Origin of the sequence: Paracoccus sp. AK26, assembly GCF_011801365.1 — a bacterium.
GTDB classification, from domain to species: Bacteria; Pseudomonadota; Alphaproteobacteria; order Rhodobacterales; family Rhodobacteraceae; genus Paracoccus; species Paracoccus aerius.
In genome coordinates this window covers 1,978,420-2,000,318 of the sequence record NZ_CP041041.1, presented here as the reverse complement: position 1 = coordinate 2,000,318, position 21,899 = coordinate 1,978,420, and the positions used below count along the sequence as shown (strand labels likewise).

Sequence of the window (21,899 nt, the reverse complement as noted above, 5' to 3'; positions counted from 1 at the left end):
CGCCCGTCAGGCGACCAGGCACATCAGCCAAGCGGCGGATTGCGCCTGGCGGCCTGGTCCAGGGGCTGGGGGGTGATCAGGCGAAACCGTGACCGCCGTGATTCGGGGCTGTCGGTCCGCTTGCCCGGCAATTCCGCAGGCAGAGGCGCCTGAAGCTTTGCCGGCCGTGCCGACCGCCAGTCCTGTCCCAGGTCGGAAGGCGAGGGCGTCAGCGTCTTGCCCCCGTCGATGATCGGCAGAACCTGGTCCGCCACCAGATCAAAGCGGCGCGGCGCAATGCCGATCTGGCCTTCCGCGATGATGCAGCCCAAGGCCCGCGTCACGTCCCCCAGATCCGAGGCCAGCGGCAGCAGCAAAAGCCGGGCCGACAGTTCGGGACGGGCATAGTCGGCCTTGGCATGAAGCGTCATCTCGGCGATCTGGGGTGCGCGGAAGACCGATTCCAGGACGTCGGACCACCGCCCGCGAGAGCTGGGATTGGCCAGCGAACAGAAGGCCATGCCCCGCACCTCCATGCCCATCAGGTCTATCAGGTGCTGGCCCGCAAGGCGAAAGCGGGCAGCGCCGGGCGCGATCCGTTCAAGGATGAAGGCATGGTCAAGCGCGCGGTGGATGCCATGCGGATGAACGTCCGCGCGCGCGGGAACGGCACGGCCCTTGCGAAGGCTGTCCCAATAGGCGCGAAGATCGGCCATGATGCGGGCAGGTTGGTCGGGATTGAAGTCGGCAAGTTGCAATACCTGACCCATGCCATCCGCCCCGGGCGGATGCGACGCGTTGTCGTCCTGCCATTTCGACACTGTCTGACCCTCGTTACTGGCGCGCGCCCAGGAACACGGACACGCTATACACTCCAACAGCATGATAAACATAACTTCAGCCCATGCCGAGTCGTTTTCCTAACGAATGGTTAAGACATTTGGTTCAACACCTGGCCCTGCCCGGGACTTGACCACTCGGCGCCGCTGGTCCATCCCGCCGCAAGGCAAAGAAAGGGCACGATCCATGGACAGAACCGGCTTGTTGATCATCCTGTCGTCCCCTTCGGGCGCGGGGAAATCGACGCTGGCCCGGCGGCTGATGGACTGGGATCCTTCCTTGCGTTTCTCCGTATCCGCGACCACCCGTCCGCCCCGACCGGGAGAGGTGGACGGGCAGCATTATTATTTCACCAGCCCCGGCGCCTTTCACCAGATGGTCGAACAGGGCCAGATGCTGGAACATGCCGAGGTGTTCGGAAACCTGTACGGCAGCCCCCGCGCCCCGGTCGAGGCCGCGATGCGCGACGGGCGCGACACGCTGTTCGACGTGGACTGGCAGGGCGGCCAGCAGATCCGTGCCTCGGCCCTGGGCGGGCATGTCGTGTCGATCTTCGTGCTGCCGCCGTCGCTGCCGGAACTGGAACGGCGCCTGCGGTCGCGCGGGCAGGACAGCGACGCCGTGATCGCCGGCCGGATGGAGAAAAGCCGGGCCGAGATCAGCCACTGGGCCGAATACGATTACGTCCTTGTCAACGACGACCTGGACGAAACCGAGGCCCGGCTGCGCGCCATCCTGACGGCGGAACGCCTGCGCCGCGAACGCCAGGGCGGGCTGGGCCGCTTCGTGAAGGGCTTGATGGAGGAACACGCATGATCTGGGAACTGGACGGCCAAACCCCCGAGATCGCGCCCGACGCCTGGGTCGCGCCGGATGCGCAACTGATGGGCAGGGTGGTGCTGGAGGCCGAGGCCTCGGTCTGGTGGGGCGCGATCCTGCGCGGCGACACCGAGGAGATCCGCGTGGGGCGCGGCAGCAACGTCCAGGATCTGAGCGTGCTGCACACCGATCCGGGCTGCCCGCTGGTCATCGGTGCGGATTGCACCATCGGCCATCGCGCGATCCTGCATGGCTGCACCATCGGCGACGGTGCCCTGGTGGGGATGGGCGCGACGATCCTGAACGGCGCCAAGATCGGGGCGGGGGCGCTGATCGGTGCCGGCGCCCTAATCACCGAGGGAAAGGACATCCCGCCCGGCGCCCTGGTCATGGGCGCGCCCGGCAAAGTCGTACGGATGCTGGAGGAGGCCGCGCTTGAAGGCCTGCGCCAGTCGGCGGCACGGTACCGCGCCAATGCCGCCCGTTTCCGCACGGGCCTGCGGCAGGTCGGCTGATGCAGCAGGGTCATCGCCGGGCCTCGGACCTGCTGGAAGGGGTGCCCGTGGCGATGCTGGCCGTGGATGGACGCGCCCGCACCATCGGCGCCAACCGCGCGGCCGTTGCCCTGTTCGGCGAGGGCGATCTGCTGAACCGACCCTTTGTCACCGTCCTGCGCCATCCCGCCGTGGTCGCCGCCGTGGACTGGGTGCTGGACCCCGACCGCCATCCCGCGCCGGTGCCCGACCCCTCGCTGCCGCCGCCGGTCGAGGGCGTGGCGCGGCTGAACGCGGTCTTTTCCGCCGACGGACGCGATATCGCGGCCGAGATCACGGTGGCGCGGCTGCCCTCGCCCCTGGGGAAGGGGGCAACGATCGCCGTCATGGACCGATCCGCCGCCGAAGAGGCCGAGCAGATGCGACGCGATTTCGTCGCCAATGTCAGCCATGAACTGAAGACGCCGCTGACCGCGATGATCGGCTTCATCGAGACGTTGCGCGGCCCGGCCCGCGACGACGCCCGCGCGCGGGACCGCTTCCTGGATATCATGGAACGCGAGGCCGGGCGCATGAACCGGCTGGTCAGCGACCTGCTGTCGCTCAGCCGCGTCCAGGCCGAGGAGCGGCGCCGTCCGCTGGGCCGGGTCGACCTGCCGCTGCTGTTGCGGGGCGTGCTGGCGACGCTGGGCCCCGCCGTCCAGGCTGCGGGGGTCGCGGTCGAGACGCAGGGCATCGACGGCAGCCGCGAGGTGCCGGGCGACCCCGACCAACTGGTGCAGGTCTTCCAGAACCTGATCGAGAACGCGCTGAAATACGGCGGCTCGGGCGGCTATCTGGGTGTCGCCATGCGCCGGATCGACCACGAGCCCCTGCTGCGCGGTCCTGCCTGGGCCATCGAGATCCGCGACCGTGGCGAAGGGATCGAGGGGATGCACCTGCCGCGCCTCACCGAACGCTTTTATCGTGTGGACACGCACCGGTCGCGCGCCCAGGGCGGCACCGGGCTGGGCCTTGCCATCGTCAAGCATATCGTCAACCGCCACCGGGGCCGGCTGCGCATCGACAGCGCGCGGGGCGAGGGCAGCACCTTCACGGTCATCCTGCCCGAAAGCGCCAACCGGGGCTGAGGTTTGCCGGTGGCGGGCGGCCCGCCCCTGGCCTATAACCGTCCAAGCTGATCCGGAGGAGCCCGAAGATGACCCAGACCCCCCAGACCGATCCCGCCAAGCTGGCGGCCGCGCGCGCCGCGGTGGCGCTTGTCCGTGACGGCATGAAGCTGGGCCTGGGCACCGGATCGACCGCCGCCATCATGGTGCGGGAACTGGCCGCCCGCGCCCGGTCCGAGGGTCTGTCGCTGCGCTGCGCCGCGACCTCGAAGGGCACTTGCGACCTGGCCGAAAGCCTGGGCCTGTCCATCGAGAGCCTGGACGAGATCGGCTGGCTGGACATGACCATCGACGGTGCCGACGAGGTCGACCCCGACCTGCACCTGATCAAGGGCGGCGGCGGGGCGCACCTGCGCGAAAAGATCGTCGCCGCCGCCAGCCACCGCATGGTGGTGATCGCCGATCCCGGCAAGGTCGTGGAACAGCTGGGCGCCTTCCCCCTGCCGGTCGAGGTGCTGCAATTCGGCTTCGAGACGACGCGGACCCTGATCCGGCGCGCCCTTGCGGATCTCGATCTGGGCGATCGCAACGTGCTGCACCGACTGAAGGGCAGCGAGCCCTGGGTCACGGATGAGGGGAACTGGATCCTCGACCTGCATCTGGATTGCATCCCCGATCCGGTGGCCCTGGCCCGCGCGCTTGCGGCCATTCCGGGCGTCGTGGAACACGGGCTGTTCCTGGGCATGTGCCATGTCGCCATCATCGGCAAGCCGGATGGCACGGTTGTCCAGCTTGACCGCAATGCCGATATTGATGCCGACATGCTTGCGGGCGAGGGGGACTGACGTGACTTTCGACTTTGACCTGTTCGTGATCGGCGGCGGATCGGGGGGCGTCCGGGCCGCCCGGATCGCAGCGGGCGAACACGGCGCCCGCGTCGCCCTGGCCGAGGAAAGCCGCATGGGCGGCACCTGCGTCATCCGGGGCTGCGTTCCCAAGAAGCTGATGATCTTCGCATCCCAAGCCGGCCTGATGGCCGAGGAGATGCGCGGCTATGGCTGGGAAGGCGCCCAGGCCGGGCGGTTCGACTGGCCGGTCTTCAAGCACAAGCTGGATTCCGAACTGAACCGGCTTGAGCTGATCTATACCGCGAACCTTCAAAAATCCGGGGTCCAGATCTTCCACCAGCGGGCCACCATCGTCGATGCCCATACGGTCGCCTTGGCAGACGGCACGCGGAAGACCGCCAAGCATATCCTGATCGCCGTGGGCGGGCGTCCCGCGCTGCCGGGCATCCCGGGCGAGGAACTGGGTCTGATCTCGGACGACCTGTTCCTGCTGGACCGCCTGCCGCGCCGGGTTCTGGTGGTGGGCGGCGGCTATATCGCCTGCGAATTCGCGACCATCCTGACGGGCTTGGGCTGCGAGACGGTGCAGGTTTATCGCGGCGACGCGGTGCTGCGCGGCTTTGACCGGCAGATGCGCGACATGGCGACCCTGCAACTGAGCGGCATCGGCATCGACCTGCGGCTGAACGTCAACCTGACGCGGCTGGAACGGACGGGCGACCAGACCCGCGTGACCTTCAGCGACGACAGCCACGAGGATTTCGACGCGGTCATCTGGGCCACCGGCCGCAACCCCTATACCGGCGGGCTGGGGCTGGAGAATACGGGCGTCCATCTGCGCGCGAACGGTGCGATCCAGGTAGACGAATGGTCCCAAACCTCGGTCCCTTCGATCTTCGCGGTGGGCGACGTGACCGACCGCGTGAACCTGACCCCTGTGGCGATCCGCGAAGGCCATGCCTTTGCTGACACGGTCTTTGGCGGCAGGGCGCGCAGGGTCGCCCATTCCAATATCGCAAGCGCCGTCTATCTGCGCCCGCATGAAGCCGCCTCGGTGGGCCTGACCGAGGAGCAGGCCTGCGCGCGCGGCGATGTCGACGTCTATGCGACCACCTTCCGCCCGATGCGGTCGATGTTCGCGGGCAGCGACGCCAAGGTCATGATGAAGCTGCTGGTCGAACCCGAAACCGATGTCGTGCTGGGCTGCCACATCTTCGGTCCCGACGCGGGCGAGATGATCCAGCTTGCCGCCATTCCCATCACCATGGGCGCGACCAAGGCCGATTTCGACGCGACGATGGCCGTGCATCCCACCGCGGCCGAGGAACTTGTGACGATGCGCCAGCCGTCCCGGCGTCACCGGCTGGAGATTCCTGCACAGGCTGCAACTGCCTGACAATTGCGACAGATGCGCGCGCTGAGGGGGCCTTCGGGTTGACATTTCGCCCTGCCGGCCCAGTTTCAAGTGACGGATTTTCGAAGAAGAAAGAAGGACCACGGATGGCAAGTCAGGGCCCTTGGGGCGGCGGAAGCGGCGGAGGAGATGACGGGGATCGCGACAAGCGTCCGACCAACCGCCCCTGGGGACAGCAGCAACCACCAAAGGGACCGCAGCGCCCCGGTGGCCCGCAGCAGATGCCCGAGATCGAAGAGCTGATGAAGAAGGGCCAGGAACGCCTGCGCGTGCTGATGGGTGGGCGCGGCGGTGGCGGGCCGACCGGTGGCGGCGGCGGACGCCGGGGCCCCAGTGGCCCGGCGTTCCAGATGAACCGCTCGACCCTGACCATCGCGGGGCTGATCCTGCTGGCCTTGTGGGCATTTGCCAGTTTCTACCGTGTCCAGACCAACGAACGCAGCGTCGAGTTCCTGTTCGGCCGCGCGGTGGCGGTGGGGACCGAGGGTCTGAACTTTGCCCCCTGGCCCGTCGTCACCGCCGAGGTGATCCCCGTGACCAACGAACGCGTGACCGAGATCGGCACCGGCGCCCAGGGCGAGATGGACAACGGCCTGATGCTGACCCGCGACCAGAATATCGTGGACATGGAATACCAGGTCGTCTGGAACATCTCGGACCCCGAGAAATTCCTGTTCAACCTGGCCGACCCGGCCGACACCATGCGCGCCGTGGCCGAATCCTCGATGCGCGACATCATCGCGCGCAGCGAACTGGCGCCGATCCTGAACCGCGACCGGGGCACGATCGCCAACGACCTGCAGCAATCCGTGCAGCAGACGCTGGACGCCTATGAATCCGGGATCAACGTGGTCCGGGTCAACCTTGACCGCGCAGACCCGCCTGCCGAGGTGATCGACGCCTTCCGCGAAGTCCAGGCCGCCCAGCAGGAACGCGACCGGCTTGAGAAGGAAGCCGATGCCTATGCCAACCGGGTGCTGGCCCAGGCCCGCGGTGACGCCGCAGCGACCCTGGAACAGGCCGAGGCTTATCGCGCCCAAGCCGTCAACACTGCCCAGGGCGAGGCGGCCCGCTTCAATTCGATCTACGAGGAATATGTGAAGGCGCCCGACGTGACCCGCCGCCGGATGTATCTGGAAACGATGGAAACCGTGCTGGGCCGCGTGGACAAGGTGATCCTTGGCGACTCGGTCAATGGTCAGGGATCGGGCGTGGTGCCCTATCTGCCGCTGGACCAGTTGCGCCGCCAGGGCACCGGCACGCAGAACACGGGCCAGCAGAACCGGGCCTTGCCGAACAGCGGTCAGCAGACCCTGGGCCAGCCCGCCACCGGACTTCAGAACCAGGGCCAGACCGGCACGAATATCGGGGGTAACAACTGATGGCCACTGCTCGCAGAATCACGGCCGCGACGCTGGCCATCCCGTTCCTGATCGTGGTGGCGGTGCTTGTCGCCTCGTCGCTGTTCATCGTGGACGAGCGCGAAAAGGCGCTTGTGCTGCGACTGGGTCGCGTCGTGGACGTCAAGGAGGAACCGGGCCTGGGCTTCAAGGTGCCCTTCCTCGACAATGTCGAGAAATACGACGGCCGCATCCTGGGCCTGCCGACCGTTCCGCTGGAAGTCACCCCGCTGGACGACCGCCGCCTGATCGTTGACGCCTTCGCCCGCTGGCGGATCACCGATGTCGTGCGCTTCCGCCAGGCGGTCGGCGCGGGCGGCATCCAGGGCGCCCAGGGCCGTCTGGAACCCATCGTGCGCAACGCCATCCGCGAGGTTCTGGGCACCGTGCCGTCCACCAGCGTGCTGTCGGACGACCGGACCGCGCTGATGAACCAGATCCGGGACGAGGCGCGCAACAATTCCGAAGGGCTGGGGGTCGAGATCATCGACGTGCGCCTGACCCGCACCGACCTGCCCGAGCAGAACCTGAACGCGACCTATGCCCGGATGCGGGCCGAACGTCAGCGCGAGGCCGCCGATGAAATCGCCCGGGGCGGCGAGGCCGCGCAGCGCGTTCGCGCCGCAGCCGACCGGACCGTCACCGAGCTGACCTCGGAAGCGCAAAAGCGGGCCGAGATCGTCCGAGGCGAGGCCGATGCGCAGCGCAACGCGATCTATGCCGATGCCTTCGGCCGCGATCCCGAGTTCTTTGCCTTTACCCGGTCGATGACCTCGTATGAACGCGCGCTTCAGGGCGACAACAGCACGATGGTCCTGCAGCCCGAGGGCGAGTTCTTCAGCTATCTGCGCGACGATGGCGCCAGCCGGGCCAACCCCTCGCCCACGCCTGTCCCGGCAGGCAATTCCGCGGCCGAGGTCCTGACACCCGCGGGCGAGGAGGAGGAAGGCCTGGTCACGCCCACCGTCACCGACCGCGAAGGCAATCCCTTGGGCGAAAGCGCGGGCGTCAAGCTGACCCCGGTGCCCGAGATGCTGACGACCCCGCCCCAGCAAAGTGACGGCGTCGTGGCGCCGGTCAGCGGCGCGGCTGATCCCGCAGCCGATCCCGCCTCGCCCGAAGCTGCCCCGGCAGAAGCCGCACCGCCGCCAGCCGATGGGGCGGCGGAGCCCGCCCCCCAGCCCGTGGAGACTGAACCCGCGGCGGAGCCGGCGCCGGAAGCCGCAGCAGGGGCAGGCGAACCCGCCCCCGAGGCCGAGCTGACGCAGTAACATCAGGCGAAAGGGCGGGTGGCGACATCCGCCCTTTTGCAATGAAAGTCACGATCAGTTCACTGGCCGAGAGCGTGGTTTATTTGCAACGCTTCCCTATTTCTTCTTCATAACAACCGCGGTCCCCGGCCCCCTGTCAGGATCGACGAACTGCGAAAGATGAGGACATCCGCATGAAGACGTTTTCTCCTCGGCACCTTCTGACCGCCTCGGCACTGGCCGTGACCGTCGGCCTTGGTTACGCGGCCGCGCAGGACGCGCAGCCCGACATCACGCCCGAGGCCAGCCAGCAGGCGCAAGAGGCGGCCAACAACAACGAACCCTTGAAGGCAGAACCCCAGGCCGGCGCGTCCCAGGTCATGCCGGACAGCTTTGCCGATCTGGTCCAGCAGGTCGCCCCTGCGGTCGTCAACATCACCACAAGCGCCGTGGTGGCCCAGCCCACCGGCGGCGAGGGCGGCCCGATGTTCCCCGAGGGCAGCCCGTTTTCGGACCTGTTCCGCGACTTCGGCTTTCCGGGCGTTCCGGGCCAGCCGGGTCAGGGCGGCCCGCGGATGCCGCAGCGGTCCAACGCGCTCGGCTCGGGCTTTGTCATCTCGGCGGATGGCTTCATCGTCACGAACAACCACGTGATCGAGGGCGCCGACGAGATCGAGATCGAGTTCTATTCGGGCGAAACCCTGCCTGCGACGGTCGTGGGTACCGATCCCAACACGGACGTGGCCCTGCTGAAGGTCGAAAGCGACGAGGCGCTGCCCTTCGTGCAGTTCGGCAATTCCGACGAGGCCCGCGTGGGCGACTGGGTGCTGGCGCTTGGCAACCCGCTGGGGCAGGGTTTCTCGGCCAGTTCGGGGATCGTGTCCGCACGGAACCGCGAACTGTCCGGCACCTATGACGACTACCTGCAGACCGACGCCGCCATCAACCGGGGCAACTCGGGCGGGCCGCTGTTCAACCTGCAGGGCGAGGTCGTGGGCGTGAACACCGCGATCCTGTCGCCCAATGGCGGATCGATCGGCATCGGCTTCTCGATGGCCTCGAATGTCGTGTCCACGGTCGTGGACCAGTTGCGCGAATTCGGCGAAACCCGCCGCGGCTGGCTGGGCGTCAAGATTCAGGACGTGACCCCCGACATGGCCGAGGCGCTTGGCCTGGCCGCCGAAGCGGGCGCGATGGTCACCGACGTGCCCGAAGGCCCCGCGCGCGAGGCCGGGATGCGGGCGGGCGATGTGATCACCAGCTTCGCCGGTTCCCCGGTCGAGGATACGCGCAGCCTTGTCCGCCGCGTGGCCGAGGCCCCGGCGGGCGAACCTGTCGATGTCGTGGTGCAGCGGCAGGACGGCCCCGTCACCCTGTCCGTGACGCTGGGCCGCCGCGAGACTGCCGAGGGCGCCAGCCCCACGCCGTCCGGTTCGGACCGCGAACCGGCGCAGCAGGACATCCTGGGCCTGTCGCTGTCGGTCCTGACGCCCGAGATGGCGCAGGACATGGGCCTTCCCGATGACGCCAAGGGCCTGCTGATCCAGGAGGTCGATCCTGAAAGCGAGGCTGCCGAAAAGGGCCTCGCCCCCGGCGACGTCATCACCGAGGCGGGCCAGCAACCCGTCGCGACCATCGCGGACCTGAACGCCCGCATCGACGAGGCGCGCGAGGCGGGACGCAAGTCGCTGCTGGTGCTGGTGCGCCGCGACGGGGAACCGCGCTTCGTCGCCCTGCCGGTCAGCGAAAGCTGATCGCCAGGGGCGCAGGCCCGGCAAGCATGACTGAAAGGGCGGCCCGGACTTTCGGGCCGCCCTTTGCATGACCGGCCGATGGGAAGGCCAGGGACCGAAAGGAGATCCAGGTATGGCCGACGACCCGCTGATCCTGACCGCCCAGTTTGACGATGCCAGCTTTGCCCATTTCCAGGCCATGCGGCAGCGGCATTTCCCGCCTGCGCGCAATCACATCCCCGCGCATCTGACGCTGTTTCATCATCTGCCGGGCCACCGGATAAGCTGGGTGGTTCAGGAGCTGCAAGGGATTTGCCTCACCGCCGCGCCCCTTCCGGGCCGCGTGGCAGGCCTGCGCTTTCTGGGCAAGGGCGTTGCCTATGACCTTGACTGCGCGGGATTGGAGCAGTTGCGCAGCAGGCTGGCCGCCATCTTCGCCACCGTCCTGACCCCGCAGGACCGCCAGCGGATCAGGCCCCATGTCACCATCCAGAACAAGGTCGCACCTTCCGAGGCGCGCCGGCTGTTCGACGATCTCTCTACCGGCTTCCAGCCCTTTCCCTTCACTGTGACCGGGCTGCTGTTGTGGCGCTATCGCGGCGGGCCGTGGGATCCGGCCGGGCGGTTTCCCTTTCCTGGCGCGGCCGATGCGCCCGGGCCGGGGTAAGGGCGCTGCCCCTTTTCTTTGCGGGGGCGATGGCCTATCTGCCCCCTGCACAGCAAAGGATACGCAAGCCATGGCCCGCATCACCTATATCGAGCATAACGGAACCCGCCACGAGGTCGACGTGAAGCCCGGAATGACGGTGATGGAAGGCGCGCGCGACAATGGCGTGCCCGGCATCGACGCCGACTGCGGCGGCGCCTGCGCCTGTTCGACCTGCCATGTCTATGTCGATCCCGCCTGGCTGGACCAGCTTCCCCCCAAGGATCCGATGGAGGAGGACATGCTGGACTTCGCCTATCAGCCCGATCCGGAACGGTCGCGCCTGACCTGCCAGATCAAGGTGACGGATGCGCTTGACGGGCTGGTCGTCCAGCTTCCCGAACGCCAGATCTGATCACTTCAGCAGCGACAGCGCCTGGCCCAGGTCGATTGCGCCGTCATAAAGCGCCCGGCCCGAGATTGCGCCGGCAATGACCTGCGTGCCGGCAAGCGCCCGCAGGTCGTCCAGCGATGACACCCCGCCCGAGGCGATCACCGGGATTCTGACCGCGCGGGCAAGCGCCTCGGTCGCGGCGATGTTGGGGCCTTGCATCGCGCCGTCGCGGTCGATGTCGGTATAGATGATCGCGGCGACGCCCGCGTCCTCGAACTGGCGGGCAAGATCGGTCGCCATCACCTCGGTCTCGGTCGCCCAGCCACGGGTCGCGACACGGCCCCCGCGCGCGTCGATGCCGACCGCGATCCGGCCCGGAAAGGCGGCGGCCGCCTGCCGCACCAGGTCGGGGTTTTCCACCGCGACAGTGCCCAGGATCACCCGCGACAGGCCCTTGTCCAGCCAGCCTTCGATCGTCGCCATGTCGCGGATGCCGCCGCCAAGCTGGGCGGGTATGTCTATGGCGGCCAGGATCGCCTCGACCGCCGCGCCATTGACGGGACGGCCTGCGAAGGCGCCGTTCAGGTCCACCAGATGCAGCCATTCCGCGCCCGCATCCTGGAAGGCGCGCGCCTGCGCCGCCGGGTCGGTACCGAAGACGGTCGCGGCCTCCATCTCTCCGCGCAGCAGGCGCACGCAGTTGCCGTCCTTAAGGTCGATGGCGGGATAAAGGATCATGGCACGGCCTCCTGGTTCGCGGATCGCGCTTCCTTTGCCATGCGGACGGGCGGAACGGAAGGGCGGGCCGCGACCTGACGTCACACTTGCCAGAATCCGGGCGCCCCGCGCAGCATCCGCCCATCCCAGGGAGGAGGGAACCACCATGCGCCACATCATCATCGCCGCAGTTCTTTCGCTTGCCGCCACCGCCGCCACCGCCGACCCGATCGAGGGGATCTGGCAAACCCAGCCGGACGAGGGCGCCTTTGCCCATGTCACCATCACGCCCTGCGGCCAGGCCTATTGCGGCACCATCACCCGCGCCTTCAAGGACCGGGCGGAATACCAGTCGCCCAATGTCGGCCGCCAGATCGTCATCGACATGGCGCCCCAGGGCGGCGGCAACTATTCGGGCAAGGTCTGGCGGCCCGCCAATGACAAGATCTACAACGGCAAGGCCAGCGTCCAGGGCGACCGGATGAGCCTGTCGGGCTGCGTCGCCGGCGGGCTGATCTGCAAAAGCCAGACCTGGGCGCGGGTGCAATGACCAGCCGCCCTTGTCGGTGATCGCCAAGGCGGCATCTTGGTGATCCGGCGCCTGCCGGACTTTGGGGATATGACTTTATCCCTGGGTCCGGCAGTTTTCATTGCGAGATGGCCAGACCCTGTGTTCATGTCACTGAAGTGTCATGTTCATGTTTGGATTTTCTCGTCATGTTATACGACCGTTCGGAACCGCTGGTTCCAGCATCCGGAAACTCAGTCTGGCGCATTGCCCTGATGGACCGCCCGACTTTTGTCGTTGCAATGGCGCTTGCCAGTGGCATTGCAGGTTTCCTCGTGGTCAACCTGGTGCTGGACGGATTGCGGCAATCGCCTGACGACTGGGAAACTCTTGCCGCGCGACTTTACGGGACATTCCATATCGGCGCGGACGGGTCGGTTGCTGAAAGTTTCAACCATGGCATGGCTTTCGCAGCAGCCGTGATGTTTCTGGCTGCCGGAACTGTCGCCCGGTCCAGGACATGCATCGTCATGGCAGTCATCATGATGATCGCTTGGTTCGACGATTCTGCCCAGTATCATGAACGGGTCGGAAGGCTTCTTCCGCAGCACTTCCCTGGACTTCGAAACTTTGGGCCGGGTGCATCGACCTTGGCGGAAATGCTTGCCTTTCTGTCGATCGGCATCGTCTGCCTGGGGCTTGCCGTCTGGGCAAGACAGCGCTTCGGCCCGCGGGACCGCTTTGCGTTCCAATTGGCAAGATGGCCGATCCTGCTGCTGGTTGCCTGCGCCAGCTTGGTGGATTTCGTGCATTCTGCGCTGCTCGAAACCCGTTTCGAGCAGCTTTTCCTGTATCTCGAAGATGGGGGCGAGATGCTGGCGATGGCTTTGATTGCCACCGCCAGCCTTTACCTTGCCCGGAATATCGAGCGAATCGACGACAGACCCTAAGCCGTCCGCCATTGCGACACGCAAGGGATCTTGTCCCGGTCGCAGCGGTCGGCGTATTTGCGGGCGATTTCCTGCACCTCGGCCAGCAGGCCGTCGGCCAGCTTGATCGGCTCGAGCCCCATGCCAAGGAAGCGGTCGTTGGCGACGTGCAGGTCGTTCTCGTCCGCCTCGTTGCGGGGGTTCTTCAGGAAGGCGACCTCGACCCCGGTCTGGTCGGCGATCATCTGCGCCAGGTCGCGGACGCGGTGCGTTTCGGTCATCTGGTTCAGGATGTTGACGCGGTCGCCCTTGGCAGGCGGGTTGGTCAGCGCCAGTTCGATGCAGCGGCAGGTGTCCTGGATATGGATAAAGGCGCGGGTCTGGCCGCCCGTTCCATGCACCGTCAGCGGATAGCCGATCGCCGCCTGCATCAGGAAGCGGTTCAGCACCGTGCCGTAGTCGCCGTCATAGTCGAAGCGGTTGATCAGCCGGTCGTCGAGGCGCGTTTCCTCGGTCTGGGTGCCCCAGACGATGCCCTGATGCAGGTCGGTGATCCGGACCTTGTCGTTCTTGTTGTAGTAGAAGAAGAACAGCTGATCCTGGGTCTTGGTCATGTGATAGATCGACCCGGGATTGGCAGGATACAGGATTTCCTGCCGGTGGGGGCCGTTCTCGGTCTCGACCAGGACGTCCAGGTATCCTTCGGGGATCTTCATGCCCGCCGTGCCATAGCCATAGACGCCCATCGTGCCCAGGTGGACCAAGTGGATGTCCTGCCCGCTTTCGACGATCGCGGCCAGCACGTCGTTCGTGGCGTTCAGGTTGTTGTTGACCGTGTACCGCTTGTGCCAGCTGGATTTCATCGAATAGGGCGCGGCGCGCTGTTCGGCGAAATGGATCACCGCGTCGGGCTTTTCGTCGCGCAGCAGGGTCAGCAGGCGGTGGTAATGCTTGCCCACCGTGAAGTTCTCGACCCGGATGGTGTGGTTGGTCAGTTCGTGCCAGGCCTTCACGCGTTCGCCCAGGGGGCGGATCGGGGTCAGGCTGTTCACCTCAAGTTCGACGTCGATCTTGCGGCGCGACAGGTTGTCCACGATGATGACGTCATGGCCCCGCGCCGAAAGATGCAGTGCCGTCGGCCATCCGCAGAAGCCGTCTCCACCCAGAACGATGATCTTCATGAACCTGCCTATCAAGGACCGCGTTTCGGCGTCTTGTAGAATGCCGAAATGGCGGATGCCATAGCTGCCATGCAGGTGACATCCGGCTGTCGCAATCGCCCGCCGACAGGCGTCAGCCCCGCGGGTCGATCAGCCGGGCCAGGACCGCGTCGCGGGTGATGCAGCCGCCGCCCTGGACGGGCAGGGCGGTCCTGCCAGACAGAAGGCCCATCACCTCGCGCACGGGCATGTCGCGGGGCACAGGATCGCCCGGCGCATCGCCCGGCTGGACGACATCGGCGGCGGTCAGCACACCAAGCGGGTTCATGTGGGCCACGAAATCGGCCACATACTCGTTCACCGGGTTGGCGATGATCTCTCGCGCGGTGCCGATCTGGACGATGCGGCCGCCTTCCATCAGGGCGATGCGGTTGCCCAGCTTGAAGGCCTCGTCCAGGTCATGGCTGACGAAGATGATGGTGCGGCGCGTCTTGGCCTGAAGTTCCAGCAATTCGTCCTGAAGCCTGGCGCGGATCAGCGGGTCAAGCGCGCTGAAGGGTTCGTCCATCAGCAGGATCGGCGCCTCGGTCGCGAAGGCGCGGGCCAGGCCCACGCGCTGCTGCATCCCGCCCGACAGGTCTCCCACCTTGCGTTCGGCCCAATCGTCCAGCCCCACCGTCGCAAGCTGCTGGTCCACGCGCGCCTTGCGTTCGGCGGCGGGCATCCCCGCCAGTTCCAGGCCCAAACCCACGTTCTCGCGGACGGTGCGCCAGGGCAGGAGGCCGAATTGCTGAAAGACCATCGCCACGTGGCGCAGGCGGATGTCGCGCAGCGCCCGCTTGCCCGCCCCGCTGACCGAGATCATCTTGCCGCCGTCCCAGACCCGCACCTCGCCCCGGCAGACATGGTTCAGGGCGTTGACCGCGCGCAGCAGCGTCGACTTGCCGGACCCGGACAGGCCCATCAGCACCAGGATCTCGCCCTGCTGGACGTTCAGGCTGCAATCATGGACGCCCAGGACCTGGCCGGTGGCCGACCGGATCTCTCCGCGTTCCTTGCCCTGGTCCATCATCGGCAGGGCCTGTTCGGGATGGTCGCCGAAGACGATGCTGACGCGGTCGAATTCGACGGCATTGGGTATGCTGTTCATTTGCGGCCCTCCATCCGCAGCATCCGGTCCAGAAGGATCGCCACCACGACAATCACGAAGCCCGATTCGAACCCCAGCGAGGTGTTCACGCTGTTCAGCGCCCGGACCACCGGCACCCCAAGGCCGGACGCGCCCACAAGCGCGGCGATCACGACCATCGACAGCGACAGCATGATGGTCTGGTTCAGGCCCGCCATGATCTGGGGCAAGGCGCTTGGCAGTTCGACCTTCCACAGAAGCTGGCGGGGCGTCGCGCCAAAGGCGGTGGCGGCCTCGACCAGGGCGGGCGGGGTGGATGCGATGCCAAGCTGGGTCAGCCGGATCGGCGCGGGCAGCACGAAGATCACCGTCGCCAGCAGTCCCGGCACCATGCCGATGCCGAAAAAGACGATGGCGGGAATCAGATAGACGAAGGTCGGCAGCGTCTGCATCAGGTCCAGCACAGGCCGCATCCAAGCATAAAGCCGGGGCCGATGCGCGGCGGCGATGCCCACCGGCACACCGATCGCCATGCAGACCAGGCAGGCTGCCAGGACCAGGGTCAGGGATTGCTGCATCTCCTCCCAATAGCCCTGGTTCAGCACGAACAGCAGGCCGGCCGCCACCAGCAGGCAGGTCTTCCAGTTGCGCTGCAAAAGCCAGGTCAGCGCCACGGACAGCAGGATGAACAGAAAGGGATGAGGCGCCTCCAACGCGGCGAGGATCCGGCCGATCAGCCAATCGAGCGCGTTCGAGATCGTATTGAACAGCCCGGCAGCATTGGCGTTCAGCCAGTCGAAAACCGTCTTGGCGGTTCGTCCCACCGGGATCTTGTTATCCGTCACCAACGCCGTCAGCTGCTCCATGCGGACATCCTTGCTCCGTTGTTATGGCTTGTTCGGTCGTGGCGCGCGGCCCGGCGGTCAGCCGGACAGCGCCTCGGTCAGCGCGGCCTGGGCGTCATTGCCGTCAAAGGTCGTCACGCCGTCCAGCCAGGGGGTCGCGGCATCGGGATTGGCCGAAAGCCATTCCTTGGCGGCGTCCATCGGATCCTGCCCGTCGTTCAGGATCATGCCCATGATCTCGTTCTCCATGGGCAGGGTGAATTCCAGGTTCTGCAGGAACTTGCCGACATTCGGGCATTCCTGGACATAGCCCTGGCGGGTGTTGGTACGCACCTCGGCGCCGCCCAGGTCGGGGCCGAAGATTTCGTCGCCGCCGGTCAGGTAGGTCATCTCGAACTGGGCGTTCATCGGATGGGGTTCCCAGCCCAGGAAGACGATCGGCTGGCCCGCCGCATCGGCGCGGGCGACCTGCGCCAGCATCCCCTGTTCGCTGGATTCGACCACCTCGAAGGTGCCAAGGCCGAACTGGTCCTCGGCCACCATCTCCAGCAGCAGGCGGTTGCCGTCGTTGCCCGGCTCGATGCCATAGATCTGGCCGGACAGGGCGTCCTTGTGTTCCGCAATCTTGCCGAAATCGGTGATGCCCAGGTCGGCGCCCGCCTTGTTCGTGGCCAGCGTGTATTTCGCACCCGTCAGGTTGGTGCGGACCGTGTCCACCGTGCCCGCGTCGCGATAGGGGGCGATGTCGGCCTCCATCGTGGGCATCCAGTTGCCCAGGAAGACGTCCACGTCATCGGTGGAAAGGGCCGTATAGGTCACAGGCACCGACAGCAGCTTCGTCTCGGTCTCGTATCCCAGGGCCTGCAGCACGGTCGAGGCAAGCGCCGTCGTCGCCGTGATGTCGGACCAGCCCACATCGGACAGGACCACCTGGCGGCATTGGTCCGGTTCGGCGGCCAGGACGGGTCCGGCAAGTGCGGCGCCCATCACCACGGAAAGGGTCAGGCTTTTGCGGATCATGCGAGGCTCCCTGTTCTTGATTGGTCAGTCAATTAAAGTTACATAGGACCTGAATAGCAACCTTATTTTTCGAAGCAGGTGCCACATTGCCCAAGATCGGGGCCGAGCCTATCCGAAAAGCGGCACTAATCAACGCCACGATCTTCGAGATCGGGCGGGCCGGTTCTCTGGATGTCACAGTGGCGCAGATCGCCCGCCGCGCAGGCATGTCGCCGGCGCTTGCGCATCACTACTTCGGGTCCAAGGAACAGATTTTCCTGGCCGCGATGCGCTATATCCTGCGGGTCTATGGCCGGTCGGTGGCGGAACGGCTGCCGGGCCACGGACGGCGCGGGCGGCTGGACGCGATCATCGGCGCCAGCTTCGCGCCCCAGAACTTCCAGCGGGAAACGGTCAGCGCCTGGCTGAACTTCTATGCCCTGGCGCTGATCAACCCCGAAGCCGGGCGCCTGCTGCGGGTCTATCACTGTCGCCTGCGGTCGAACCTGATGCTGGCGCTGCGGCCGCTGACCAGCGAGCCGGCCCAGGTTGCCGAGACGCTGGGCGCGCTGATCGACGGCCTTTACCTGCGCGCCGTCCTGACTCCGGGCGGCATCGACGCCCAAACCGCGGAAAAGCTGATCTTCGATTATCTGGATGAAACCCTGACATGACCCACGACGCCCAACCCAAGGCCAGCCTGTTCATCGACGGACGCTTCGTCGAAGGCGAGGGCGCGGTCCTGCCCGTCCTTTATCCCTATACCGGCGAGGAAATCGCATCCCTGCGCGAGGCATCGGCGAATCAGGTGGCCCAAGCCTGCCAGGCAGCCGCACGGGCCCAGCCCGGATGGGCCGCGATGGCGCCCGCCGACAGGGGCCGCGTGCTGTCCCGTGCCGCACAGATCATCCGCGACCGCAACGAGGAATTGTCCCGGCTGGAGACGCTGGATACCGGCAAGCCCATTCAGGAAACGCTGGTGGCCGACTGGGCATCCGGGGCTGCGGCGCTGGAGTTCTTTGGCGGGCTGGCCGCCACGGTGACGGGCCAGATGATTCCCTTGGGCCGCGACTGGGCCTATACCCGGCGCGAGGCGCTGGGCGTCTGCGCGGGCATCGGCGCCTGGAACTATCCCAGCCAGATCGCCTGCTGGAAGGCCGCCCCCGCGCTTGCCATGGGCAATGCGATGGTCTTCAAGCCGTCCGAGGAAACGCCGCTTGGCGCGTTGAAGCTGGCCGAGATCCTGCTGGAGGCCGGCGCGCCGCCGGGCATCTTCAACGTGGTGCAGGGGCGCGGCCAGGTCGGCGCCGCGCTTGTGACCGACCCATGCGTCGCCAAGGTCTCGCTGACCGGATCGGTCCCCACCGGCCGCCGCGTCTATGCCGCCGCGGCCGAAGGGATGCGCCACGTCACGATGGAACTTGGCGGCAAGTCGCCGCTGATCGTGTTCGACGATGCCAGCCTGGACGATGCCGTTAGCGCGGCGATCCTGGCCAACTTCTATTCCTCGGGGCAGATCTGTTCCAACGGCACGCGGGTGTTTTTGCAGCAGGGGATCGCGCAGCGGTTCCTGGACCGGCTGGAGGAACGGCTGGCGACGATCCGCACGGGCGACCCGCTGGACCCGAACACGCAATTCGGCCCGATCATCAACGGCACCCAGGCTGCCAAGATCCGCGCGGCGATCACTGCCGGGCAGGACGCAGGTGCGCGGCTGGTCTGCGGCGGCGCGGGCGAAGGGGCGTTCATCCCGCCCACCGTCTTTGCCGATGCCACCGACGACATGACCATCACCCGCGACGAAATCTTCGGCCCGGTGATGACCGCCCTGACCTTTGCCGACGAATCCGAGGTCGTGGCCCGCGCCAACGCCACCGGCTTCGGGCTGGCCGCCGGTGTCTTCACACAGGATCTCACCCGCGCGCATCGGGTGGTCGCCGCGCTGGAAGCAGGCACCTGCTGGATCAACGCCTATAACCTGACCCCGGTCGAGATGCCCTTCGGCGGCGTCAAGATGTCGGGCCTGGGGCGCGAGAACGGCACCGCCGCGATCGAGCATTATTCGCAACTCAAGACCGTTTATGTCGGCATGGGCGCCGTCGAGGCGCCGTATTAGGGGGATCGCCATGACCGCTGATTACGTCATCGTCGGGGCAGGGTCCGCCGGATGTGCCCTGGCCTATCGCCTGACCGAGGCAGGCCACGGCGTCACGCTGATCGAATATGGCGGCAGCGACATCGGAATCTTCATCCAGATGCCAGGCGCGCTGTCCTATCCGATGAACATGCCGCGATACGACTGGGGCTTCGCGACCCAGCCCGAACCGCATCTGGGCGGGCGCAGGCTGGCCACGCCGCGCGGCAAGGTGCTGGGCGGGTCGTCCTCCATCAACGGCATGGTCTTCGTGCGCGGGCATCGCAAGGATTACGATCACTGGCGCGACAGCGGCGCGGCGGGCTGGGGCTATGATGACGTGCTGCCCTATTTCAAGCGCATGGAAACCTGGCACGGCGGCGCGTCCGAATGGCGCGGCACCGACGGCCCCTTGCACGTAACGCGCGGCAAGCGCCGCAATCCGCTGTTCAACGCCTTCATCGAGGCCGGGCAGCAGGCCGGTTGGCCCTATACGCCCGACTATAATGGCGAACAGCAGGAAGGCTTTGGCCCGATGGAGGCCACCATCTGGAAGGGCCGCCGCTGGTCCGCCGCCAATGCCTATCTGCGCCCGGCGCTGAAGACCGGCCGCCTGACCATCGTCCGGGGCTTCGCCCGCCGCATCCTGTTCGAAGGCAAGTGCGCCACAGGCGTCGAGATCGAGACCAAGCGCGGCATCGAACAGATCCGTGCGAACCGCGAGGTCATCGTCTCGGCCAGTTCGATCAACACGCCGAAGCTCTTGATGCTGTCGGGGATCGGCCCGGCCGACCATCTGCGCCAGCACGGCATCACGCCGCTGGCCGACCGGCCGGGCGTGGGGTCGAACCTGCAGGATCACCTTGAAATATACATGCAGTACAAGGCGCTGAAACCGATCACGCTCTACACCTATTACAACCTTCTGGGCAAAGGCCGGGTGGGTGTAGAGTGGCTGTTGCAGAAGACCGGGCTTGGCGCGTCGAACCAGTTCGAAAGCTGCGGCTTCATCCGGTCTTCGGACGGAGTGGATTATCCCGACATCCAGTATCACTTCCTGCCGCTGGCGGTCCGCTATGACGGCAAGGCAGCGGCGCAGGGGCATGGCTTCCAGGCCCATGTCGGCCCGATGCGGTCGAAATCGCGCGGCACTGTCCGACTGGCGTCAGGCGATCCTGCCGCCGCGCCCGAGATCCGCTTCAACTACATGTCCCATCCCGACGACTGGGCCGAGTTCCGCGCCTGCGTGCGCCTGACCCGCAGGATCTTCAACCAGCTGGCCTTCGCCGAATACCGCGGCGACGAGATCCAGCCGGGCGCCGCCGTGCAGACCGACGACCAGATCGATGCCTTCATCCGCGAGCACGCCGAATCGGCCTATCACCCCTGCGGCACCGCGCGCATGGGGTCGGCCACAGATCCGATGGCAGTGGTCGATCCGGATCTCAGGGTGATCGGCGTGGAAGGCCTGCGCGTGGCCGACAGTTCGATCTTCCCGCGTATCACCAACGGCAACCTGAACGGCCCGTCGATCATGGTCGGCGAAAAGGCCGCCGATCACATTCTGGGCCGCGCCCTGCACCGCGACGAAGGCCGGCTTGCCGCCGAATAGGCATCTTCTGTGCTGCAAACACCCCCGCCGGAGGCACCTGCGATCACAGCAGGCGCCACCCCGGCGGCCGGGTCAGCCGTTCCCACCGCGCGCGGCAGCGACCACGGGTTCCAGGCCGTCCGCAGGCATCCCGCGCAGCAGGGTGTCGCCGATGATGAAGGTGGGCGTGCCCATGATCGCCATCCGCTCGGCCAGCTGGCGGTTCTCGCGCAGGACGGCCGACACGGATTCGGTGTTCATGATGTTCAGCGCCTCGGCCCCGTCAACGCCGATGTCGCCCGCGATCTTCCCCAAGGCCTCGGGCGAGGGAGAGCCGCGCAGGTCCATCAACGCGTCATGCGCCTTCACATAGGCCTCGTCCCCGGCAAGCTGCTTGACCGCCACCGCAAAGCGGGCCGAGGTTTCGCTGTCCTGGCCCAGGATCGGAAATTCCTTCAGGATCAGCCGGATGTTGCCGTCGCTTTCGACGATGTCATGGACCTGCTGGTTGAACTTGCGGCAATAACCGCAGCGATAGTCGATGAACTCCACCATCGTCACGTCGCCGTCCGGGTTGCCGCCGACCCAGCTGTGGCCGTCGTCGAAGATCGCGTCGCGGTTCGCGGCCACCAGGGCCACGTCGTTCTGCGCCTCGGACGCGACGCGGCGTTCCTCCAGCACGTTGATCGACTCCACCAGCACTTCGGGATTAGCCATCAGGTATTCGCGCACGGCGTCCCCGAAGGCGGCTTTCTCGGCCTCGGTCATGGCGGAAATGTCAAAGGCCATGACAGGGGTCGCGGTCAAAAGCAGCGCGGCGATCAGGCGTTTCATCGGGATCCTCGTGTTCCGGTCGCATTGACCTTGGCGCGCGCGCGCGGGCTTGGCAAGAAAGCCGCTCACAAAGCTGCGTGACCGAAGGGTGTCATGGGCCTTTTCGCCTGGGCCCTGGGGGCGTAAG

At 66.6% G+C, this 21,899-nt stretch carries 21 protein-coding genes and 1 pseudogene; 15 read left to right on the top strand and 7 right to left on the bottom strand.

Features of this window, described 5'->3' with window-relative positions; genetic code table 11:
• Positions 1-23 precede the first annotated feature (23 nt).
• The gene (locus FIU66_RS09875; protein ID WP_240544656.1) at positions 24-749 is read right to left on the bottom strand and encodes a PAS domain-containing protein; all 726 of its coding nucleotides are present in this window, start codon (positions 747-749) and stop codon (positions 24-26) included.
• Between the two features lie 256 nt (positions 750-1,005).
• Here FIU66_RS09875 and gmk point away from each other — a divergent pair, with 256 nt between their 5' ends.
• The 10 genes and pseudogenes from gmk (at position 1,006) to FIU66_RS09825 (ending at position 10,947) form a co-directional block, all read left to right on the top strand.
• Positions 1,006-1,635 carry a guanylate kinase gene (gmk, locus tag FIU66_RS09870; RefSeq protein ID WP_167622540.1) on the top strand — a complete coding sequence of 210 codons (630 nt, stop codon included), beginning with the start codon at positions 1,006-1,008 and terminating at the stop codon, positions 1,633-1,635.
• Positions 1,632-2,153, top strand: coding sequence for a gamma carbonic anhydrase family protein (locus FIU66_RS09865; protein WP_167622539.1), 522 nt, complete (start codon positions 1,632-1,634; stop codon positions 2,151-2,153). The genes gmk and FIU66_RS09865 overlap by 4 nt, the downstream gene beginning before the upstream one ends.
• Positions 2,153-3,262: a cell wall metabolism sensor histidine kinase WalK gene (locus FIU66_RS09860; RefSeq protein ID WP_167622538.1), complete on the top strand. Its 1,110-nt coding sequence runs from the start codon at positions 2,153-2,155 to the stop codon at positions 3,260-3,262. Before FIU66_RS09865 ends, FIU66_RS09860 begins: the two co-directional genes overlap by 1 nt.
• A 68-nt stretch (positions 3,263-3,330) precedes the next feature.
• Positions 3,331-4,086 (top strand): ribose-5-phosphate isomerase RpiA, encoded by a 756-nt coding sequence (gene rpiA, locus FIU66_RS09855; RefSeq protein WP_167622537.1) that lies wholly within the window; start codon positions 3,331-3,333, stop codon positions 4,084-4,086.
• A 1-nt stretch (position 4,087) separates the two neighbouring features.
• Positions 4,088-5,485 (top strand): glutathione-disulfide reductase, encoded by a 1,398-nt coding sequence (gene gorA / locus FIU66_RS09850; protein ID WP_167622536.1) that lies wholly within the window; start codon positions 4,088-4,090, stop codon positions 5,483-5,485.
• Positions 5,486-5,589: 104 nt separating this feature from the next.
• Entirely contained in the window at positions 5,590-6,885 is a 1,296-nt protein-coding gene (hflK, locus tag FIU66_RS09845; RefSeq protein WP_167622535.1) for an FtsH protease activity modulator HflK, read from the top strand.
• A 17-nt stretch (positions 6,886-6,902) separates the two neighbouring features.
• Positions 6,903-7,844: pseudogene (gene hflC, locus FIU66_RS09840) on the top strand (protease modulator HflC); the annotation flags it as partial.
• Positions 7,845-8,347: 503 nt separating this feature from the next.
• Positions 8,348-9,907 (top strand): Do family serine endopeptidase, encoded by a 1,560-nt coding sequence (locus FIU66_RS09835; RefSeq protein WP_167622534.1) that lies wholly within the window; start codon positions 8,348-8,350, stop codon positions 9,905-9,907.
• A gap of 112 nt (positions 9,908-10,019) precedes the next feature.
• Positions 10,020-10,553: a 2'-5' RNA ligase family protein gene (locus tag FIU66_RS09830; RefSeq protein WP_167622533.1), complete on the top strand. Its 534-nt coding sequence runs from the start codon at positions 10,020-10,022 to the stop codon at positions 10,551-10,553.
• Positions 10,554-10,623: 70 nt separating this feature from the next.
• Positions 10,624-10,947 (top strand): 2Fe-2S iron-sulfur cluster-binding protein, encoded by a 324-nt coding sequence (locus FIU66_RS09825; RefSeq protein WP_167622532.1) that lies wholly within the window; start codon positions 10,624-10,626, stop codon positions 10,945-10,947.
• Here the strand turns inward: FIU66_RS09825 and hisA are convergent, their stop codons facing one another.
• A complete protein-coding gene (gene hisA / locus FIU66_RS09820) occupies positions 10,948-11,664 on the bottom strand; it encodes a 1-(5-phosphoribosyl)-5-[(5-phosphoribosylamino)methylideneamino]imidazole-4-carboxamide isomerase (protein ID WP_167622531.1) in 717 nt (238 codons plus the stop codon).
• A gap of 145 nt (positions 11,665-11,809) precedes the next feature.
• Here hisA and FIU66_RS09815 point away from each other — a divergent pair, with 145 nt between their 5' ends.
• Together FIU66_RS09815 and FIU66_RS09810 are read left to right on the top strand one after the other, a co-directional pair.
• Positions 11,810-12,193, top strand: a complete 384-nt coding sequence (locus FIU66_RS09815) for a DUF2147 domain-containing protein (RefSeq protein ID WP_167622530.1) — start codon at positions 11,810-11,812, stop codon at positions 12,191-12,193.
• A gap of 233 nt (positions 12,194-12,426) precedes the next feature.
• Positions 12,427-13,101, top strand: coding sequence for a hypothetical protein (locus FIU66_RS09810; RefSeq protein ID WP_167622529.1), 675 nt, complete (start codon positions 12,427-12,429; stop codon positions 13,099-13,101).
• Here FIU66_RS09810 and FIU66_RS09805 read toward each other — a convergent pair.
• From FIU66_RS09805 to FIU66_RS09790, 4 genes are all read right to left on the bottom strand, one after another.
• Positions 13,098-14,261 carry an NAD-dependent epimerase/dehydratase family protein gene (locus tag FIU66_RS09805; RefSeq protein ID WP_167622528.1) on the bottom strand — a complete coding sequence of 388 codons (1,164 nt, stop codon included), beginning with the start codon at positions 14,259-14,261 and terminating at the stop codon, positions 13,098-13,100. The genes FIU66_RS09810 and FIU66_RS09805 overlap by 4 nt on opposite strands.
• Positions 14,262-14,373: 112 nt before the next feature.
• Positions 14,374-15,390, bottom strand: a complete 1,017-nt coding sequence (choV, locus tag FIU66_RS09800; RefSeq protein WP_167622527.1) for a choline ABC transporter ATP-binding protein — start codon at positions 15,388-15,390, stop codon at positions 14,374-14,376.
• Complete coding sequence (gene choW / locus FIU66_RS09795; RefSeq protein ID WP_167622526.1) at positions 15,387-16,235, bottom strand: choline ABC transporter permease subunit; 849 nt, start codon at positions 16,233-16,235, stop codon at positions 15,387-15,389. The genes choV and choW overlap by 4 nt, the downstream gene beginning before the upstream one ends.
• 57 nt (positions 16,236-16,292) lie before the next feature.
• On the bottom strand, positions 16,293-17,234 hold the full coding sequence (locus tag FIU66_RS09790; protein WP_167622525.1) for a choline ABC transporter substrate-binding protein: 942 nt from the start codon (positions 17,232-17,234) through the stop codon (positions 16,293-16,295).
• Positions 17,235-17,320: 86 nt separating this feature from the next.
• Here FIU66_RS09790 and betI point away from each other — a divergent pair, with 86 nt between their 5' ends.
• The 3 genes from betI to betA are packed head-to-tail and all read left to right on the top strand — an operon-like array spanning position 17,321 to position 20,959.
• Positions 17,321-17,887, top strand: a complete 567-nt coding sequence (gene betI, locus FIU66_RS09785) for a transcriptional regulator BetI (RefSeq protein WP_167622524.1) — start codon at positions 17,321-17,323, stop codon at positions 17,885-17,887.
• Positions 17,884-19,329, top strand: coding sequence for a betaine-aldehyde dehydrogenase (gene betB, locus FIU66_RS09780; protein WP_167622523.1), 1,446 nt, complete (start codon positions 17,884-17,886; stop codon positions 19,327-19,329). Before betI ends, betB begins: the two co-directional genes overlap by 4 nt.
• Positions 19,330-19,339: 10 nt before the next feature.
• Entirely contained in the window at positions 19,340-20,959 is a 1,620-nt protein-coding gene (gene betA / locus FIU66_RS09775; RefSeq protein ID WP_167622522.1) for a choline dehydrogenase, read from the top strand.
• 72 nt (positions 20,960-21,031) lie between these two features.
• Here the strand turns inward: betA and FIU66_RS09770 are convergent, their stop codons facing one another.
• Complete coding sequence (locus FIU66_RS09770) at positions 21,032-21,772, bottom strand: DsbA family protein (RefSeq protein ID WP_167622521.1); 741 nt, start codon at positions 21,770-21,772, stop codon at positions 21,032-21,034.
• Between the last annotated feature and the right edge of the window lie 127 nt (positions 21,773-21,899).

What these genes read in the sequence shown, in the direction of transcription:
- FIU66_RS09815 (WP_167622530.1), top strand. Translation starts at nt 11,810, where the DNA reads ATGCGCCACATCATCATCGCCGCAGTTCTTTCGCTTGCCGCCACCGCC.
- hflK (WP_167622535.1), top strand. Translation starts at nt 5,590, where the DNA reads ATGGCAAGTCAGGGCCCTTGGGGCGGCGGAAGCGGCGGAGGAGATGAC.
- FIU66_RS09810 (WP_167622529.1), top strand. Translation starts at nt 12,427, where the DNA reads ATGGACCGCCCGACTTTTGTCGTTGCAATGGCGCTTGCCAGTGGCATT.
- FIU66_RS09805 (WP_167622528.1), bottom strand. Translation starts at nt 14,261, where the DNA reads ATGAAGATCATCGTTCTGGGTGGAGACGGCTTCTGCGGATGGCCGACG.
- FIU66_RS09835 (WP_167622534.1), top strand. Translation starts at nt 8,348, where the DNA reads ATGAAGACGTTTTCTCCTCGGCACCTTCTGACCGCCTCGGCACTGGCC.
- FIU66_RS09770 (WP_167622521.1), bottom strand. Translation starts at nt 21,772, where the DNA reads ATGAAACGCCTGATCGCCGCGCTGCTTTTGACCGCGACCCCTGTCATG.
- choW (WP_167622526.1), bottom strand. Translation starts at nt 16,235, where the DNA reads ATGGAGCAGCTGACGGCGTTGGTGACGGATAACAAGATCCCGGTGGGA.
- FIU66_RS09860 (WP_167622538.1), top strand. Translation starts at nt 2,153, where the DNA reads ATGCAGCAGGGTCATCGCCGGGCCTCGGACCTGCTGGAAGGGGTGCCC.
- FIU66_RS09790 (WP_167622525.1), bottom strand. Translation starts at nt 17,234, where the DNA reads ATGATCCGCAAAAGCCTGACCCTTTCCGTGGTGATGGGCGCCGCACTT.
- hisA (WP_167622531.1), bottom strand. Translation starts at nt 11,664, where the DNA reads ATGATCCTTTATCCCGCCATCGACCTTAAGGACGGCAACTGCGTGCGC.
- rpiA (WP_167622537.1), top strand. Translation starts at nt 3,331, where the DNA reads ATGACCCAGACCCCCCAGACCGATCCCGCCAAGCTGGCGGCCGCGCGC.
- FIU66_RS09830 (WP_167622533.1), top strand. Translation starts at nt 10,020, where the DNA reads ATGGCCGACGACCCGCTGATCCTGACCGCCCAGTTTGACGATGCCAGC.
- FIU66_RS09875 (WP_240544656.1), bottom strand. Translation starts at nt 749, where the DNA reads ATGGGTCAGGTATTGCAACTTGCCGACTTCAATCCCGACCAACCTGCC.
- FIU66_RS09865 (WP_167622539.1), top strand. Translation starts at nt 1,632, where the DNA reads ATGATCTGGGAACTGGACGGCCAAACCCCCGAGATCGCGCCCGACGCC.
- choV (WP_167622527.1), bottom strand. Translation starts at nt 15,390, where the DNA reads ATGAACAGCATACCCAATGCCGTCGAATTCGACCGCGTCAGCATCGTC.
- betA (WP_167622522.1), top strand. Translation starts at nt 19,340, where the DNA reads ATGACCGCTGATTACGTCATCGTCGGGGCAGGGTCCGCCGGATGTGCC.
- FIU66_RS09825 (WP_167622532.1), top strand. Translation starts at nt 10,624, where the DNA reads ATGGCCCGCATCACCTATATCGAGCATAACGGAACCCGCCACGAGGTC.
- gmk (WP_167622540.1), top strand. Translation starts at nt 1,006, where the DNA reads ATGGACAGAACCGGCTTGTTGATCATCCTGTCGTCCCCTTCGGGCGCG.
- betB (WP_167622523.1), top strand. Translation starts at nt 17,884, where the DNA reads ATGACCCACGACGCCCAACCCAAGGCCAGCCTGTTCATCGACGGACGC.